A 16676-nucleotide genomic window follows, 5' to 3' on the forward strand; every position below is an offset into this window, starting at 1 on the left:
CAGGCATACTAAATTCATGGTGAAATTTTCTTCTTTTTACACGAAGGTTTTAATTTCAATATTTTTTGGAGGAATTAAGTATTCTGGACACTATGAAGAAAAAGGACTTCCTATTCTCATAATCAGTAATCATTTCTCATTTTACGATGGTTTTATTCAAATTTTACTAAACCTTAAAGTTTTTAAGCGAAGACTTCATTTTATGATGCTTGAGAAAGAACTACGTAAAAACATTTGGCTAACTAAAATCGGAGCATGTTCTATAAGTAAAGGCAAGCGTTCTAGTTTAGAGAGTCTCGAATATGCTGTTGAAGTATTAGAGGATCCAGAAAATCTCTTTCTGTTTTTTCCACAAGGAAAAATTCAAAGTTTATATACGCGAGAGTTTACGTTTGAAAAAGGATTGCTTTCTAATATTTTAGAAAACAAAAAAAGGGAGTTTCAATTGGTTTTTAATATCAACCTGATAAAGTATGGTACCAATATTAGACCAGTTATTTATGCCTATTATGAAACACAGCACATCACTGCTGAAACCGATGCTGAAGCTGTAGAAATAGCATTTAATCGTTTTGCAAAAGCGTGTTTTACAAAACAAGGAGCCTAATGATTTATTTCTGCTATTTTCTGATTGGTTTACTTGGTGTTAGATTGCTAGTAGCGATTGTTAATTATATATCGTTTTCTTATTTGCCAAAAGTAGTTTCAATAGCATCGACCCCAAGTATTTCCATTTTAATACCCGCACGTAATGAGGAAGAAAACATTGGCACCTTATTAGAGCAATTGTCAACACTAAATTATGGCGTTCTTGAAATCATCGTTTGCAATGACCATTCAGAAGATAATACAGTAAGTATAGTAAAACAATGGGCAACACGTAACCCTTCTATTAAACTAATACATGGACAGCAACTTCCAAAAGGTTGGTTAGGAAAGAATTATGCTTGTCACCAGCTATCACAAGTCGCTACGGGTGATATTTTACTTTATTTAGATGCAGACGTTAGCGTAAAAAGTGATCTTTTAGAACGTAGCATTAGCCATTTTCAAAAACACGAATTGCACTTGTTATCTATATTTCCAAAGCAAGTAATGCTATCTTTTGGAGAAAAAATATCAGTTCCGTTAATGAACTGGATTTTATTGAGTCTATTACCACTTTCGTTAATTCGAAAGTCTAAAATGGAAGCCTTTTCGGCTGCGAATGGACAATTCATGATGTTTAATTCCGTTACGTATAAGGCAATATGGCCACATGAAAAATGTAAGTCGCATCAGGTAGAAGACATTGCAATTATGAGATGGTTTAAAAAGAATAATTTGGCGGTCGATACACGTTTAGGAGATAATGATATTTCTTGCAGAATGTATGTTGCACTAGATGATGCCATTGAAGGGTTTACAAAAAATATATTTCAATTTTTCGGGAATAGTGTTGTTACAACGATTGCTTTCGGAATTATAACTACAGCAGCACCATTCATCTTATATTTTTATATGGGTTTAGAGTGGGTAATCGCATATCTTTTGGGTATAGTGTCAATTCGAATTTTTGTAAGTTTGGCGAGCCAACAATCAGTATTACAAAACGTATTATTCGCACTCCCACAACACCTTGTTTTTCTTGGAATAATAATCAAGGGACTCATTAATAACCAACGGAAGAAATTATTATGGAAAGGCCGCAATATATTACAAGATTACTAATTGTAATCTTCACTATGTTGGTTTCAACGCAATCGGGTTTTGCTCAAAGTCCGTACCGCGATTCTATTTACAAAGCGTACTCGCGAGGTAAAATGGATAAGTGGTATCAACTAATGAATACTTGTGAGAAAAATGCAAATCAAAATAATTTAGAAGAGCAATTAGAACTACTCAGTTATTACTATGGGTATACGGCTTGGTTAATTGGTGCTGAAAAAAATGATACTGCAGAAGATTATATTGAGAAATCAGAAAAAATTATAGATGCCTTATTAGAAGAATCACCAGAAAATGCAACATTACTAGCATATAAAGGCGCTTACATTGCATTTACTATTGGAATATCAAATTTAAAAGCCATTTACTTAGGTCCGAAAAGTGTTCGGTATATAAACAAATCCATAGAATTAGATCCAGATAATATTCAAGGAAATATTGAAAAAGGAAACTCTATGTATTATCGACCATCAGCTTTTGGTGGTGATAAAACAGAAGCGATTGAATATTACATAAGGGCCGTAAAAAGTTTTGAAAAACAAGGTTTGGTGGTTAATAATTGGATGTATATAAACACGATGACGGCATTAGGACAAGCATATGAAGCTACCGACCAAATTCAGAAAGCCAAAGTATGCTATGAAAAAATAATTCGCATATTTCCGAATTTCATGTGGGTTGAAGATGAACTCTATCCTGATATGCTTAAGCGTCACAACTTATAATAACCCGCAGAAATTCACATGAATTTTATACTTCATAAATTAATGGTAACCCGTATAAAACGCTACATCATTTTGGTGTTTGTATGTAATACTATTGCTATTGGTGCACAAAACACTCCAGGTGATGAAGTTAATTTAGATAAGATTCCGCCCCGTATTATTAGAGCTTGTTGTGCTTTTGGTTATGATTTAAAATTATGGGGAGTGCCCTTTGTAAATATTGATCAGGTAATTAGTATTGATGATTTGGGTGCGCATCATTATATGAGTAATAAGAGTGAAGGTATCGGAACAATTTATACCAACAAAGGTGGTTTTATAGATGTTGGTCACTTACGCGATCAAATTGATTGGACACGTTATTTATACACAATCATTTTATATAGTAGAGGTAAAGGGGAAATAGTTATGCCCTTACGAAAAGAAGCAGGCCGCAAAACTTTATACCTGAATATACCTGAACAGTTTGATGATAATGACTGTATGCTATTAGCAGGAAAAATAACTTACGATTTTTCATTGTGGCATGAAATTTCTACGTGGTATGGTGCCTCAACTGTACCATTGATGTCTGAGAAATTTTCGAGTTTTTCGGTTGAAGATGTTTATTCCAATTTATTGGGTATTCATGTCGGCATGAAAGCCTTACAATCCAACCTTCCTTTTAATCAAGCGGCAACAGAAATTATTGCATCCTCATTAGACAGTTTAGCCGTGGTAAAAACAGCACAAGAAACCTATGATGCGTATGATGCTGTAAAACAACTATGGTATACTGATAAAAAAAGAATACCGCGTAAAAGTATAACCTTAAAACGTGATCCCGACGTGCTTACATCTAGTCGCCCTTGGTTAGTACCGAATAATTCAAATGGGGTAGGAGACCCTGTTGTTTTAGAGGTTCCGCTTATAACCACCAAAGGCGATTTACTAACTAACTATTATCAGTTTACTATTGATTTAAATCATAGAATTCCTGTAAAAGAAATTTTTCCGGAATACGAAAATAGTCGCATCAACCAAGATGATTTTGGTGTTTTGCTGACTAAAATTTCGAATGAATTACAAATCATGGAACAGAGTACCTTGGCGGAAAACAAAGAATATCTTCAGAAATAGCGGATAGCGTTCTATATTGATTTAAACACCCATAAATCGTTTTTAGGCAAAGGAGCTTCGAAGGTCTGGGTTTCCTTAGAACCAGAGATTTCGTATGTTAATTTCCATGCATGAAGACAAATAGAAAGTGGTGCATATGCTTGGTCAGAACCATATTTTTTATCTCCAATAATTGGAAGGCCAATATTTGCTAACTGGGCACGTATTTGATGAAATCGACCAGTTTTTGGCTTAATTTCTAGAAGATAACCAAAATTATTTTGACCAATTACTTGATAAGAAAGCATACAGCTTAGCGTATTCTTTGATTTTGATGGCGCTATATCTGCTCTTTTTTCTTTGTTATTTTTTATGAGAAAGTTTACTAAGTTTCCCTTGTCTTTTGCTGGTTTATTTTTGACAATGGCTAAATAGGTCTTTTGAACTTTATGGCTACTAAATAGAGCATTAAATGCCACAAGAATACTTTTTTTCTTGGCAAGAATTAATACCCCACTAGTTACACGATCTAACCTGTGTATGATACCTATATAAGGCTTGCGTTTTTGTGTTAAAAGGTGATTGAAAACTTGAGTTTCTACGGTTAGATCTTCGTAGGGGCTTTTTTCACTTATAAGGCCGGCAGCTTTGTTTACGACAATAAAATCACTGTTTTCATGTATTACTTCAAGCTTTGGCATTTTGCAATTTTCCTTTTCAAATTTCAAAATAGTAGTACTACATTCAAGACTTAAGATGCGATTTGGTTCGTTAAGTTTTTGCAACTTAAAATAAAGTCTGCGTGTATGTTAGCTTCGCTTCTTTTTCGATTTGTGTTTTCTTTTTCGACGAGAATGACTTGCAGGTATCGCATCATCAAATGTGTTTTTGACGGCCGCAGGCTTAATGCTTTTCCAAGACTTATTTTCTTTTTCAGGCACTAAAACATCAACCAAATCTTTTCTGCCCAATTTATTCAAGGTATTTCTAATCCAATCTTTATTGCTTTTTTTATACCAAAAGAAAAAACGATGCTGTTCATCCTTTTCTTTTTTAGATTTTGGAGTTTTAGTAGGTTTTAAAGTATATGGATGATAACCGCTATAATAAATAACCGTTGCAACAGTCATTGGAGTGGGAGTAAAACCTTGTACTTGTTCTAGCTGAAAGCCTAATTCCTTAGTTTCCGCAGCGAGATTCGCCATATCTTCTACTTCACATGCAGGATGATTCGAAATAAAATATGGAATGAGTTGAAGCTTTAGGTTTTTCTTAATATTGATTTTATCAAAACGCTCTTTAAACTTATGAAAATATTCAAAAGACGGTTTACGCATCAATTTTAAAACAGGATCTGAAGTATGTTCTGGAGCCACTTTTAGTCGACCAGAAATATGCTTTGTCATCACTTCTTCCGTATAGTCATCCAATTCTTTTGGGTCCGCATTCTTATTGAATTCAGGTACTAACATATCATGCCGAATACCACTACCAATAAACGATTTTTTTATTTTCGGATGTTTGTCTACGGCCTGGTATAACTCGGTTAACGGTTTATGAGAGGTATCTAGATTACTACAAATAACAGGCGAAATACATGAAGGCGCAACACATTTATCACAAATGGATTGTACTTTCCCTTTCATCTGGTACATATTAGCTGAAGGGCCACCAATGTCTGAAAGATATCCTTTAAAATCGGGCATGTTAGCAACCTTGTCAACTTCCTTCAATACAGATTCTTGACTTCTACTAGCAATAAATTTTCCTTGATGAGCAGAAATTGTACAAAAACTACAACCTCCAAAACAACCACGGTGAATGTTAATTGAAGTCTTAATCATTTCATACGCAGGAATAGGCCCACGCTTATTATACTTTGGATGTGGTAAACGAGTGTACGGCAAATCAAAGGAAGCATCAATCTCCTTTTCGGTCATTGTAGGGTATGGTGGATTTATCACCAATGTTCTGTCTTTAACCCCTTGAAATATACGTCTTGCCTTAAGCTTATTAGATTCTTGCTCTATAACTTTAAAATTAGAAGCAAACTTCTTCTTATCCTTTAAACAAACTTCATGCGATTCAATTTCAACATCTTCCCAATTTTTGTTTTTAGGAATATTTTCATCTTTATTTACTAAAAAAGCAGTTTGACTGATGGTTCTTAAGCTTGAAAAAGGCACTCCTTTTTGTAATAGCTTAACAACTTCTCGCAAAGGTTGTTCTCCCATTCCATAAACTAACATGTCTGCCTTTGAAGTCTCTAAAATACTTGGCAATAGTTTATCACTCCAATAATCGTAATGCGTTACTCTACGCAGAGAAGCTTCGATACCCCCAATTAAAACTGGAACATCTGGGAATTTATCTTTTAAAATGTTAGAATAAACTGATGTAGCGTAATCGGGTCGAAAACCTTTATCACCATTTGGTGTATAGGCATCTTTATCTCTACGTTTTTTGCTGGCCGTATAATTACTCACCATGGGATCCATACAACCTCCAGTAACTCCAAAAAATAATTTTGGCGTACCTAATTTTGTAAAATCCTGCAAATCATCAGTAACACTTGGTTGCGGAACAATAGCCACTTTTAAGCCATAACTTTCTAGAATACGACCAATAACAGCTGGTCCAAAGGAAGGATGATCCACATAAGCGTCACCGCTAAATAGAATAACATCTAATTCCTCCCAACCCCGAATTCTTACTTCTTTGTTCGTTGTTGGCAGCCAATCTGTAAGTTTGTTGATTTGCATATTACTGCAAAGGTAAGGCTAAATTCGTTTTACAAGCCTACGCTAAAGTCCATCTACACACCAGTTTGGCATAATATCGACCTATTACATCGTATTAAGAACGCATTTTGTGAAAAGGTTAGGTATTCGGGTGGTGCATCTGCCAAAAATTGTAACGTAGTTCACTTCTGAATTAGTACCGATAGTTATATAGTGGGTTAACAATGCGCAGCAAACGAATAAACTGGTACAGTACTGGCCATAAGGCGTTTTACTAATTTTTAGATTTAGGTGAATGCTTCTCCTTATTCTTTACAAAGATCAATTTGTTTTTGCTTTTAGGGTTTACTCTTTGTTCAATTTCAAAGTTTCCAATTGATTTAATTAATGGAGTTAACTTTTCAAATCCATAATTTCTTGAATCAAAGTTGGGTTGTTTTTTTTGAAGTAGACTACCAACATCTCCAAGAAAAGCCCAGCCTTCTTCGTCTGATAAATCAGATATAGTCGTAGAAATAAGCAAAATAACTTTTGGTGTAATATTATCGATACTCACTTTTACATTATCTTTTTGACTAAGGTTTTCCTTCTTTTCAGTTTGCTTTCTAATTATTTCAATATATATGAATTTGTCACAAGCAACAATAAATGGGTTTGGTGTTTTTTTCTCACCTATTCCGATAACTTGCATACCAGCTTCTCGCAATCTGGTAGCTAGTTTTGTGAAATCACTGTCACTTGAAACAAGACAAAATCCATTTACTTTTTCAGAGTATAGAATGTCCATTGCATCGATAATCATAGCGGAGTCCGTTGCATTTTTGCCAGTAGTATATGCATATTGTTGAATTGGAGTTATTGCGTTTTCGAGCAATAGGTTTTTCCATTTAGACAAATGAGGACTAGTCCAATCACCATAAATTCTTTTAATGGTAGGGTTTCCATACTTAGCTATTTCCTCCATCATTTCTTTTACATGAGCAGATGGAATATTGTCGCCGTCTATTAATACAGCCAAGTTTGAATTTGTATTCATATTTAAGGTATTACTCATAGCTATATTTTAATTATTTAAAACGGTTTAACTAAGTATCGCATGGAGGCGAGAAAACTCGTCAGCTCTTGTGCGAAGTTATTCTTTTGCTTTTTAAAAATACGCAAACCCTAAAGATGTATTAATTTCTTAAAATTTGTAAAACACATTTTTACTCGCGTACAGGAATCATATTTGAAGTGTCTACTGGAAAACTATCATACTTGTTGTATAGCTTTAAATATTTCTCTGGATTGATGGGTACTTCGTTCAGTGTTTCATGCAAACCACTAAAAAAACCTTCTCTTTTTGATGATGGATTAAATATGAGCATGAGCTTAACTTCTTCGTTGGTATCATTTCTAAATCCATGCGGTGAAAATCGTGGTGCGTATGCTACAGCACCTTCTTCAGCCTGAAATTCGCCATCAGCGGTTTCAAAAGTTAATACACCCTTGATTACAATAAAGGTTTCATCCATGAATCTATGGTAATGCAATTTCGCACCAATTGACATGGGTGCCAAAACAATTTCATAAACACCTAATTGGTCGTTTGAGATTTCACTTGTGATTTTAAAAGTAAATGAGTTGCTGCCAATTTCATAGCGTTTTCCTTCAGTAGGTTTTACCAAAAGTGCCTTGTTTTCTAATTGGTCATTGAAATAATCTGTTTTCATGTTGCTACTTTTTAAATATTAGCTACAAAGATTATTTTTATGTCAACGCTGTACATTTACATATGTTGATAAACTACCCTTTAGCTAATTCACCTCGAATTCTACTCAATTGCGTGGGTGTAATTCCTAAGTAAGAAGCAATATGATATTGGGGAATATGTTGTTCGATATTGGGGAACTCTTCTTTAAAAATTTGATATCGTTTAGTAGCATTTAAAAGTACAATTTCAACCTCTCGTTGTTCCTTTTTTACAAATTGATATTCAGCATATATGCGCATCATTCGTTCTAAATCAGGGTGTTTATCATATCGCTCGGTTAAACATTCGTAATCTATCTCCCAAACGATGCAATCAGTTAATGCTTGTTGAATAATCTGATTCGTTTTTCCTGAAATCAAAGAAGAATATGCACCAATAAAACAAGGCCCAATAAAAAAGTGTTTGTTATATTCTTGGCCTTCTTCATTTCTATAAAAGGCTCTTACAATTCCAGTTTCGATAAAACCAATTTTTTGAGCTACAATACCAGCTTTAATAAAATTCTCATTTTTTTTAAGTTTTTTCAACTTAAAAAGTGGTTCGAGAACTTTTACTATTTCAACACTTAATGGCGAAATGGTATTGATATAGTTAAATATTTCTTTCACGTAATTTTAAATTGATCTAGGCCTAAGCGTTATATAATACCTTAACAAATGAGCATTTGCTTTTAATCACGAATCGCCAAAGGTTTTTGTTTTATATTATTAATCAGGATTCTAAAAATACATAAACCTAGTGAATAGGAGCGAGGCTAATGATTCATTGATTTTAAACCTATAATTTTCATTTTGTATAGGCATTTAAAAGTGCATTGATTTTAGCATCGTTTAGTTCTAAACTTATTAAAAATACATATGCCTTATTCGAAATATACTTGTTTTTGTTTTCAAGAATACCGGCAACGGCAGTATATGTTTTCGCGTCATTTACACTGTGTTTCGTATACAATTGTAACAAATCATCTAATTGCTGCCCATTTAAATTCGGCAATAAAGTCCTAGATGTTTGTATAACTTCGACACTCAAAAATGGAGACTCTTTCAACTTTTTAATTATTGCAGATTGAATACTATGATTTGCATTCTCGTAGCTAGCAAACAATCCGTTTTGTAAGGAAGCAGATTTTAAATGATTCGTGATTATCCCATTGATAGCCGTATAGGATAGATAAAAATCATCTCCTGCAACGAATTCCAATAGCCTTGTCTCTAATGCTGGAGTTAATTCTTTTAACTTATCTATTCTTTGTAAGGCCCATTCTTTATCAGTAACATCTACGCTGTTTAAAATTCGATTTAGTAAAGAAGGTGTTACTTGTTTTTCTGTAAATTCTGAAACAAGATCCATAGTAGATCCATTTACGGTATTCCATAATTTATATGTAGTGAAGGCTGCACCTTTTACAACCATATTTGCAATATTTTTAGAAGTAGCACCAGAATGGGCATCTACATTTTTGGAATTTTCAGGTTGTTCTAGTAATTTTTCAAAAGACACTTTATCTAATGGTAATGACTCATCAGCCAATATCGAATGTAATTTTTGATACTCAGATTCAGAAAAAGGGTCGTGATCATATTTACTTAAAAATTCACCTTTAGGCAATTCAAACCCTAAATAGCGCCCTGTAATATTCCAATAAACGATAATATCTAAAAGTCTACAAGCATCATCATCACAGACTTCACCTTTCACTTGTTTGTAATACTGTAGCGGTACAGCATCATTTGATTGGCGTAAAAAAATAATTTCTTGGTTACTAGAATCTTTAAACGAAACAACCCTAGTAGGTTCGTCTGCAGCACTTGATTCAATGGTTGCAACTTGCATATATTTTATGTGCTTTTTTTCTTTTAAAAAAGAAGTCAGCACAAGCGATAATAAGCCAATAGCTACAAAACGAAAAAAATGAATCTTACTCATTCTTAATTTTTCTAAGCGTGAGTAGGAATAATGGCGCCATGCTTTTTCAATACATCTTTCACTTCATTGTAATCTAAATCCGCTGGTGAAATTCCTTTTTTATTGGCCAATACTGCCGCAACTGCAGCAGCCTGACCCATACCCATACAAGACGCCTGTACACGTAGTGCAGAATTTGCCAATCGGTCACTACTCACACAGCGCCCAGCAACCAAAAAGTTTTGACTTTTTTTCGGAATTAAAGCACGTAACGGAATACTTGCCACCACATCTGGCTTTAAAAATTCTTGATAAATAGATTTGCCATTTCTATGCAAATCGATTGGGTAAAAAGAATGCGAAATTGCATCTTCAAATACTTTTCCAGAGGTATAATCATCCTTATTCATTTTATATAAGCCATCTATTCGATAGGTTTCACGTACGGCAGTTTCTGTTTTTAAATCTACTAGTGTTAAATTTTCACAACCTGGTAAAACTTTTAACTCGCGCACCAATTTCAGTAGTGTGTTTCTACCTTCATTATTGGCTATTGTATGTGTTGCCGACGTAGTAGAATCTGCGCCCGGAACATACACATAACTATAGGGTACATAGGTATGTTCGCTACTTGTTCTTTTAGAATTTTCGAGCATGTTTTGTCGTAAAACTCTATGGTATTTTTTCGGAATCTTGGTCATATCCAACGAATTGTAATCATAACCACCCAATCTAAAAATCAATGATCCCGGTTGGGTATCATCTTCTCGTAACACATCATACCCAGCCATAGAGGCAATTAAAGCATTACCCGTACAATCAATTATTTGATTGCAAATTATGGTTGTTTTGGTTCCTTTACCAACACTTTCAACTATCCATTTTCCATCGTTAAATTCAATGCGTGTTGGCGATTCATAATACCGAATATCCACTCCGGCTTCACGACATTTTTCTTCAGCCAATAAGGTATATAAAGAAGCATTTATGGTAACCTGATGTTTCCAATGACTATCCGGAATTTTAGAGAAATTAGGTAATTTATCCCCATTCAGTTCCACACAATCCATCACCAATTCCCAACCAATTCCACCTATAATTTGTTTTCCCCAAGCATGAAATATCCCAGGAAAAGAAACACCCCCCGTAGTTGTTGTACCACCTAACTGACTACCGCTTTCAATTAAAATAGTTGCTGCACCAGCCCTGCCTGCCTGAATTGCTGCAATACTACCAGCAGAACCACCACCAACTACTAAAATATCTGTAGTGATACGTTCTTCTTTTACGGTATAAGGTGCTACTAGTGATTCTCCTTTAGCTAAAGCTGGGGTTACCATTCCAAGGGAAACTGCGCCCATGGATTTCAACATTAATCGTCTCTTCATGTAAAAATTTAAATTTATTAGTTCTGAAGAATTAGAAATACATTGAACCCCTTTTTCTTCAGATTCCTAAAAATACGAATACCCAGCGAATAGGAGTGTAGCTTGAATTATATCTTAGCCTTAAATCACCTACTTTTATTATTCAGCTTCTATTGAACTATAAATTTTACCTTTCCAAAAGAGCTTTTTTGAAGACTCAACGGTATTATCAAAATTAAAATCAAAAACTGCTTTTAACGTTCCTGTTTCAAATAATTTTTTATCAATTTTAATAGTACCCTTTTCAAGTGGAAAAACATGATGAACTAAATCTCTAATACTATTAAAATCAACCCAAACAGAACAAGAATCATTTTGTATTTCAAGAAGTAGACTACTATTTGTAGAAACATTATTTGCCGATTTCCCCTTAATAATTCCACCACTAGTTCTCTTAAATTCTATAAAATCTGTTCCCGAATATTCATACATTTTGTTTACAGAATGTAGCGAGTGAAATACATGAGTGGTATCAATTATGGAATAGAATGCTTGTAATGAATCTTCATAAATTTTACCCGATTCATCTTTCATTTGGTCAATAACTGTTGGACAATCGCCATCACAACTTAATTGTCCATGTGCGTTTCTGTAAATAAATTCCGGATAACTCCATGTATCCTTGAAAGAAAAATCACCTTCCAAATTCTCAAGCCACTCAATCTTTAGTTTCCGATTTGCGTCTGTCTCCTTTACCGTTGTTTTGCAAGAAAGTCCTGTGAGGACTAAAAACAATAGTATTACAAATTTAATTTTCGTTGAGTTAGCAGGGAAGCCAATTTTCATAGTGTTTTAATCAGTAAAAGTAACCCGAAATTTAATTCCAGATTTCATTAGATTCGGTTAAAACAATGGGAGCTTTATCTGTGACTAATATTGTATGTTCATGCTGGGTTACATATCCGCCTTTATTACCAACAAGCGTCCAACCATCATTCAATTCTACAGCAACAGTTGAGTTTGTTGCAATAAAAGTTTCAATTGCAACTGTGGTATTTTTCTTAAATCGTTCGCTGTTACTTCTAACTTTGTAGTTTAAAATATTTTCAGGTGCCTCGTGCAAACTTCTACCAACACCATGACCAGCCAAATTCCGAATAACTTTAAATCCTGATTTTTTAGCTTCGGTTTCTATTAAATATCCTATTTCAGAAATTTTCACTCCGCCTTTGATATTGCTAATTGCTTTGCGTAAAATATTTTTAGACGCATCTACAAGCGGTTGATGTTTATGTATATCATTACCAAGCACAAAAGAACCCCCATTATCAGACCAAAAACCATTTAATTCTGCAGAAACATCTATATTAATTAAATCGCCTTCTTTCAATATTTTATGTTCTGAAGGTATACCATGAGCTGCTTCCTCATTTACACTAATACAAGAATAACCAGGAAAACCATAGGTTTCGTACGGCGCAGATTTAGCGCCATAGCTTTTTAAAATAGCCCCTCCGTAGGTATCCAACTCTTTAGTTGACATACCAACTTTAGCATATTCTCGCATCAATTTCAATGTTATTGCAACAACTTCACTGATTTTTTTCATTCCGATTAATTCGGACTCTTTTGTTATTGACATTTGTATATTTTATCTAATTAATTATTAGTTACGTTAGCTTTTGGTTTTTCGTTCCGTAGAATTATCCAAATTAAGACTGAAAAAGCTACTGTTACTAGTGTGAAGAATTTCTCAAAATTGGTTTTAGCAAAGATGTTACCGATAGTATTCAGTACAAATAAACCAAAGAATAGCCATAAAATAATATTCACTAGTTTCATGGATATAAATGCTTTTACAAACGTTCCTTTGATTAAAAGGATAGCCATCAAAAATAGATTTACGAGTACAGAAATAGTTTCAAAAACATACATTTCCGAATCACTTTTTAATCGGCCACCCCAAGTATTTTCATAGGGTACTATTTTTAGTAGAATACACACATGAAAAAGAAATACCGCTACCAAAAGATAGAGCATGATTTTTATTGCAGTTTTTGGATTCATTCTTTTTTTAGGATTTTGTATTGAAGCACAAAAGGAAAGATAAGTTAATAAATCTTGCGTTGTTGTTAGCACATTTATGAGTGACTAATTTTCTTTAAAGCTTCTAAAAATAAGCAATCTTAGCGAATAGGAGTAGGGCATGTAAAAGTATTAGGCCTTAGTAATTTCAATAATAGTTTAAAATTCATACTCGGGGTTAAGCTTTCTTGGAATTGGTGCATTTGTTTCCTCCCACCATTTTTTAAGATGTCGCAATAGTTCTTTCGTTTTCTCAGGTTCATTTGTAGCAAGATTATTTCGTTCACCAATATCTTGCGTTAAGTCATAAAGTTCAACTTCATCATTTTCAAAATAATAGTGTAGCTTCCAATTTTTATACCGCACCACAGAACCAGGGCGTGTTCTAAATAACGAATCACGGTTTTCATTATCATGCACATTATAAGCTTCTAAATAAATCGGAAAATGCCAAAACAATGGGCGGTCTAATGTACTTTCTTTTTCTTCTAAAATTGGTGAAAGACTCGTTCCATCCAATTGTAGTTGATTTATAGGAATTCCGGCAACTTCTAAGATTGTCGGAAAAATATCCAAATTAGTAATAGGCACATCACTTGTAGCATTTACACGTATCTTTTTATGCATTACAAAGAAAAAAGGTTCACGAATACCACCTTCATAATAACTACCCTTACCCGCTCTTAAAGGCTGTTGTTTGGTGATACCATAAAGGCCACCATTATCTGAAGTAAAAACAAGAAACGTATTTTCGAACATTCGCTTTTCTTTTAATTTGGATATCAACAAACCAATGTTTCTATCAAGATTTTCTACCATAGTGGCATATGCTTTATTTTCTTGTCCATTCCAACTCGGTTTTTGCTCGTATTTTTCTGATAACTCATGTACAGGTTGTATCGGGGTATGTACAGCATAAGGCGCGTAATACAAAAAGAATGGATTTTGAACAGTATCTACCACGGCCAATGTTTTCTCCATGATTATATCTGTTAGATGCTGATTTGTTGCACCTTCAATTGAAACATTTTTATAGGGCGGATAGTAACTTTGCGGATGACCATTATGGCCGCCACCAATATTTATTTGAAAGCCAAAATCTAAAGGGCTTTCACTCAAATGCCATTTACCAGCGTGACAGGTTATGTAACCATTCTGCTGTAATATTTCAGGAATTACCGTATGTTCTTTCGCTAATGTAATGGTGTTTTTGGTAGGAATAATTTTCCGATGTTTTGAAGCACCTCTTTCTGATGAATTCACTGTATAAATTCCATGACGGGGTGTCCACTTGCCTGTTAGCAGAGAAGCTCTACTTGGGGCGCAATTTGCAGAAGCTGCATAACCATTGGTAAACACCATACCCAAGCTGGCTAAATAATCAATATTGGGTGTCTCATAATATTCACTACCCATAAAGCCAACATCTTTCCAGCCCATATCATCAACGTTTATGATGACAATGTTGGGTTTGCTTGCTACTGTAGTTTTGGTGCTACAAGAACCAAGTAAAAGTAGCAGCACAGTATGAATTAAAATTTCGAATTTCATGGCTGTGCTGTATACTTTTTTTTAATTGAATACTTTTCAAAATTACTACCTGCGATTGAGTACTAAGATAATTTATGTACTACTAATAACCATCTTTTTTTTCCTAACTCCAACTATTAATAGCCAGAGGCATATTCCTATTTCACCAATACTACCTGGTTTTGTGATATAATCAGAAATAATAGTGGTACCATATTCTGGGTAAAGTAATGAGCCTACAAAATTTATTACATATCCAACACACCCAAACATTAATAGTGCACCTAATATTTTTGGTAAAAAACCTGATTTATATACCAAATAACCAAATGGGAATAGCCACAATCCCCAAAAAATTGCTGCTATTTGATTTCCTGCATTATACGTTTGTAAATAGACTAAAACCTGCTCTTGTATGTTTTGCAAGTTTGCGCCATCAATATTTTTAGCCTTATCCAATAATTTTAAAACTAAGAACTTGTTGTTAAAATTCAATAATGATATAGGCACGCTTACAACGGATAAAATAACCATAAGACCTGCAATATTCTTATTAATTGTATTCAATAATTTGTACAGTGCAAATGGTAATAAAAGAAAAGCCGTGTAGCATAGTAGTCCACTTAAAATACCAAAACGGAATAAAGTTTCATTTGCAGAAATATTGTTAAATGTTATTGCTGCGCTTTTCCAATCAATAAGTTTTGAGGGTATATATGCCAAATTTATAATACCTGTTACCACAACAATTAAATATAAAAACCCTGCTAATCTTGCTTTTTTTACACTAGTCATTTTAAAATTGTATTTGGTATTAGTTTATTTTCATTAGCTATTTTTTGGCCATTTAAAGGCTTTCCACACTATAATTGAGGTGATTATACTTTCTACAATAGCAAGAAAAACATAAAATGATTTCCAATAGGATAAAGATGTAAATGCTATCAACAACATAATTAATGTATACACAACTCCGAAAACCATATTTAAAACTCTATTAACTTTTGGCTTTAATAAAACTGATAAACAAACCATTAAGGCCGGAATAACTAAGACTAAGGTTGCTGTAAATAGTTTGAAAGGTGTGTTCAGGTTGTTTTCGCCACTTATAAGGCCTTCTACTTTATTTGGTGCATAAAGTAAAAAGTAGTCGCCATAAACGTAGCAGAACATTAAAGATGTCCATAGAAAGGCAAGTTTTATTTTAATATTGATTTTGAAATCAACAAAGTCTGTAGGGTCAGATATTCCGTTTTTCATTTCTAATCTTTTTCTACTAGACGATTATTAGAAAGAAGTGTTACGGTTAGGTATCGTTTTTTTAAGTCTTATACCAAAATATGGCATAGATTTAAATAGAAATTAATTTAGGTTTAGTTCAGACTGGGGTAATTTCTAGTAGATCCGGAAGTAGTTGATTCCACTAAAATTGCGGTTATTAAATATTGTTCAGATTTTTTAATTCAGCCATAAAAGAATTCCAATAAAAGAAATCATTGCGAAAAGGATTAAAACCCCGTAAATAATTCGTTCTCTTTTACGTTCAGCTTTAGTAGTCTCACGAATCAGCTTTCTAAATTTGCTTAGTTCTTTTTCAGGAACAGTTTTAAAATTTGGCTTTTCTGGTTTTTTCTCAGTCGAGTAAATACCTTCACGATTATTTTCTTTGAATTTCGCTCTTTTAGATGGACGTTGTGCTCGGTTTTGTTTCAACCGATTATTCATATCCTGAACGTGTCCTGCTCCAAATGCCATAGTATATATT

At 33.8% G+C, this 16676-nt stretch carries 18 protein-coding genes; 4 read left to right on the top strand and 14 right to left on the bottom strand.

Annotation, left to right across the window (positions count from 1 at the left end; genetic code table 11):
• Nucleotides 1–16: 16 nt before the first annotated feature.
• From JQC67_RS12820 to JQC67_RS12835, 4 genes are read left to right on the top strand one after another with little or no spacing between them, the layout of a single operon-like run.
• Complete coding sequence (locus JQC67_RS12820; protein ID WP_203253323.1) at nt 17–607, top strand: lysophospholipid acyltransferase family protein; 591 nt, start codon at nt 17–19, stop codon at nt 605–607.
• Nucleotides 607–1710, top strand: coding sequence for a glycosyltransferase (locus tag JQC67_RS12825; RefSeq protein WP_203253324.1), 1104 nt, complete (start codon nt 607–609; stop codon nt 1708–1710). Before JQC67_RS12820 ends, JQC67_RS12825 begins: the two co-directional genes overlap by 1 nt.
• 14 nt (nt 1711–1724) lie before the next feature.
• Nucleotides 1725–2432, top strand: a complete 708-nt coding sequence (locus JQC67_RS12830; protein ID WP_238934747.1) for a tetratricopeptide repeat protein — start codon at nt 1725–1727, stop codon at nt 2430–2432.
• Nucleotides 2433–2450: 18 nt separating this feature from the next.
• On the top strand, nt 2451–3551 hold the full coding sequence (locus JQC67_RS12835) for a DUF4056 domain-containing protein (RefSeq protein WP_203253326.1): 1101 nt from the start codon (nt 2451–2453) through the stop codon (nt 3549–3551).
• Nucleotides 3552–3562: 11 nt separating this feature from the next.
• Here the strand turns inward: JQC67_RS12835 and JQC67_RS12840 are convergent, their stop codons facing one another.
• The 14 genes from JQC67_RS12840 to JQC67_RS12905 form a co-directional block, all read right to left on the bottom strand.
• Nucleotides 3563–4231, bottom strand: a complete 669-nt coding sequence (locus tag JQC67_RS12840) for an RluA family pseudouridine synthase (protein WP_203253327.1) — start codon at nt 4229–4231, stop codon at nt 3563–3565.
• A gap of 108 nt (nt 4232–4339) precedes the next feature.
• Nucleotides 4340–6292: a YgiQ family radical SAM protein gene (locus JQC67_RS12845; protein ID WP_203253328.1), complete on the bottom strand. Its 1953-nt coding sequence runs from the start codon at nt 6290–6292 to the stop codon at nt 4340–4342.
• A 253-nt stretch (nt 6293–6545) separates the two neighbouring features.
• The gene (locus JQC67_RS12850; RefSeq protein WP_238934749.1) at nt 6546–7325 is read right to left on the bottom strand and encodes an NYN domain-containing protein; all 780 of its coding nucleotides are present in this window, start codon (nt 7323–7325) and stop codon (nt 6546–6548) included.
• 151 nt (nt 7326–7476) lie between these two features.
• On the bottom strand, nt 7477–7983 hold the full coding sequence (locus tag JQC67_RS12855; RefSeq protein WP_203253329.1) for a cupin domain-containing protein: 507 nt from the start codon (nt 7981–7983) through the stop codon (nt 7477–7479).
• Between the two features lie 73 nt (nt 7984–8056).
• Entirely contained in the window at nt 8057–8632 is a 576-nt protein-coding gene (locus JQC67_RS12860) for a Crp/Fnr family transcriptional regulator (protein ID WP_203253330.1), read from the bottom strand.
• A 178-nt stretch (nt 8633–8810) separates the two neighbouring features.
• Complete coding sequence (locus JQC67_RS12865) at nt 8811–9950, bottom strand: hypothetical protein (protein ID WP_203253331.1); 1140 nt, start codon at nt 9948–9950, stop codon at nt 8811–8813.
• 11 nt (nt 9951–9961) lie between these two features.
• Complete coding sequence (locus tag JQC67_RS12870) at nt 9962–11317, bottom strand: FAD-dependent oxidoreductase (RefSeq protein ID WP_203253332.1); 1356 nt, start codon at nt 11315–11317, stop codon at nt 9962–9964.
• Between the two features lie 138 nt (nt 11318–11455).
• Nucleotides 11456–12142, bottom strand: a complete 687-nt coding sequence (locus JQC67_RS12875; RefSeq protein ID WP_203253333.1) for a hypothetical protein — start codon at nt 12140–12142, stop codon at nt 11456–11458.
• Between the two features lie 31 nt (nt 12143–12173).
• The gene (gene map / locus JQC67_RS12880; RefSeq protein ID WP_203253334.1) at nt 12174–12938 is read right to left on the bottom strand and encodes a type I methionyl aminopeptidase; all 765 of its coding nucleotides are present in this window, start codon (nt 12936–12938) and stop codon (nt 12174–12176) included.
• 17 nt (nt 12939–12955) lie between these two features.
• On the bottom strand, nt 12956–13363 hold the full coding sequence (locus JQC67_RS12885) for a hypothetical protein (protein ID WP_203253335.1): 408 nt from the start codon (nt 13361–13363) through the stop codon (nt 12956–12958).
• A gap of 177 nt (nt 13364–13540) precedes the next feature.
• Entirely contained in the window at nt 13541–14932 is a 1392-nt protein-coding gene (locus tag JQC67_RS12890) for a sulfatase (RefSeq protein ID WP_203253336.1), read from the bottom strand.
• Between the two features lie 72 nt (nt 14933–15004).
• A complete protein-coding gene (locus JQC67_RS12895; protein ID WP_203253337.1) occupies nt 15005–15706 on the bottom strand; it encodes a DUF4386 domain-containing protein in 702 nt (233 codons plus the stop codon).
• Nucleotides 15707–15739: 33 nt separating this feature from the next.
• Complete coding sequence (locus JQC67_RS12900; RefSeq protein WP_203253338.1) at nt 15740–16171, bottom strand: DUF6326 family protein; 432 nt, start codon at nt 16169–16171, stop codon at nt 15740–15742.
• A gap of 198 nt (nt 16172–16369) precedes the next feature.
• Nucleotides 16370–16666, bottom strand: coding sequence for a hypothetical protein (locus JQC67_RS12905; protein ID WP_203253339.1), 297 nt, complete (start codon nt 16664–16666; stop codon nt 16370–16372).
• Nucleotides 16667–16676 lie beyond the last annotated feature (10 nt).

It is taken from the genome of Aurantibacter crassamenti, assembly GCF_016811105.1.
Lineage (GTDB): Bacteria > Bacteroidota > Bacteroidia > Flavobacteriales > Flavobacteriaceae > Aurantibacter_A > Aurantibacter_A crassamenti.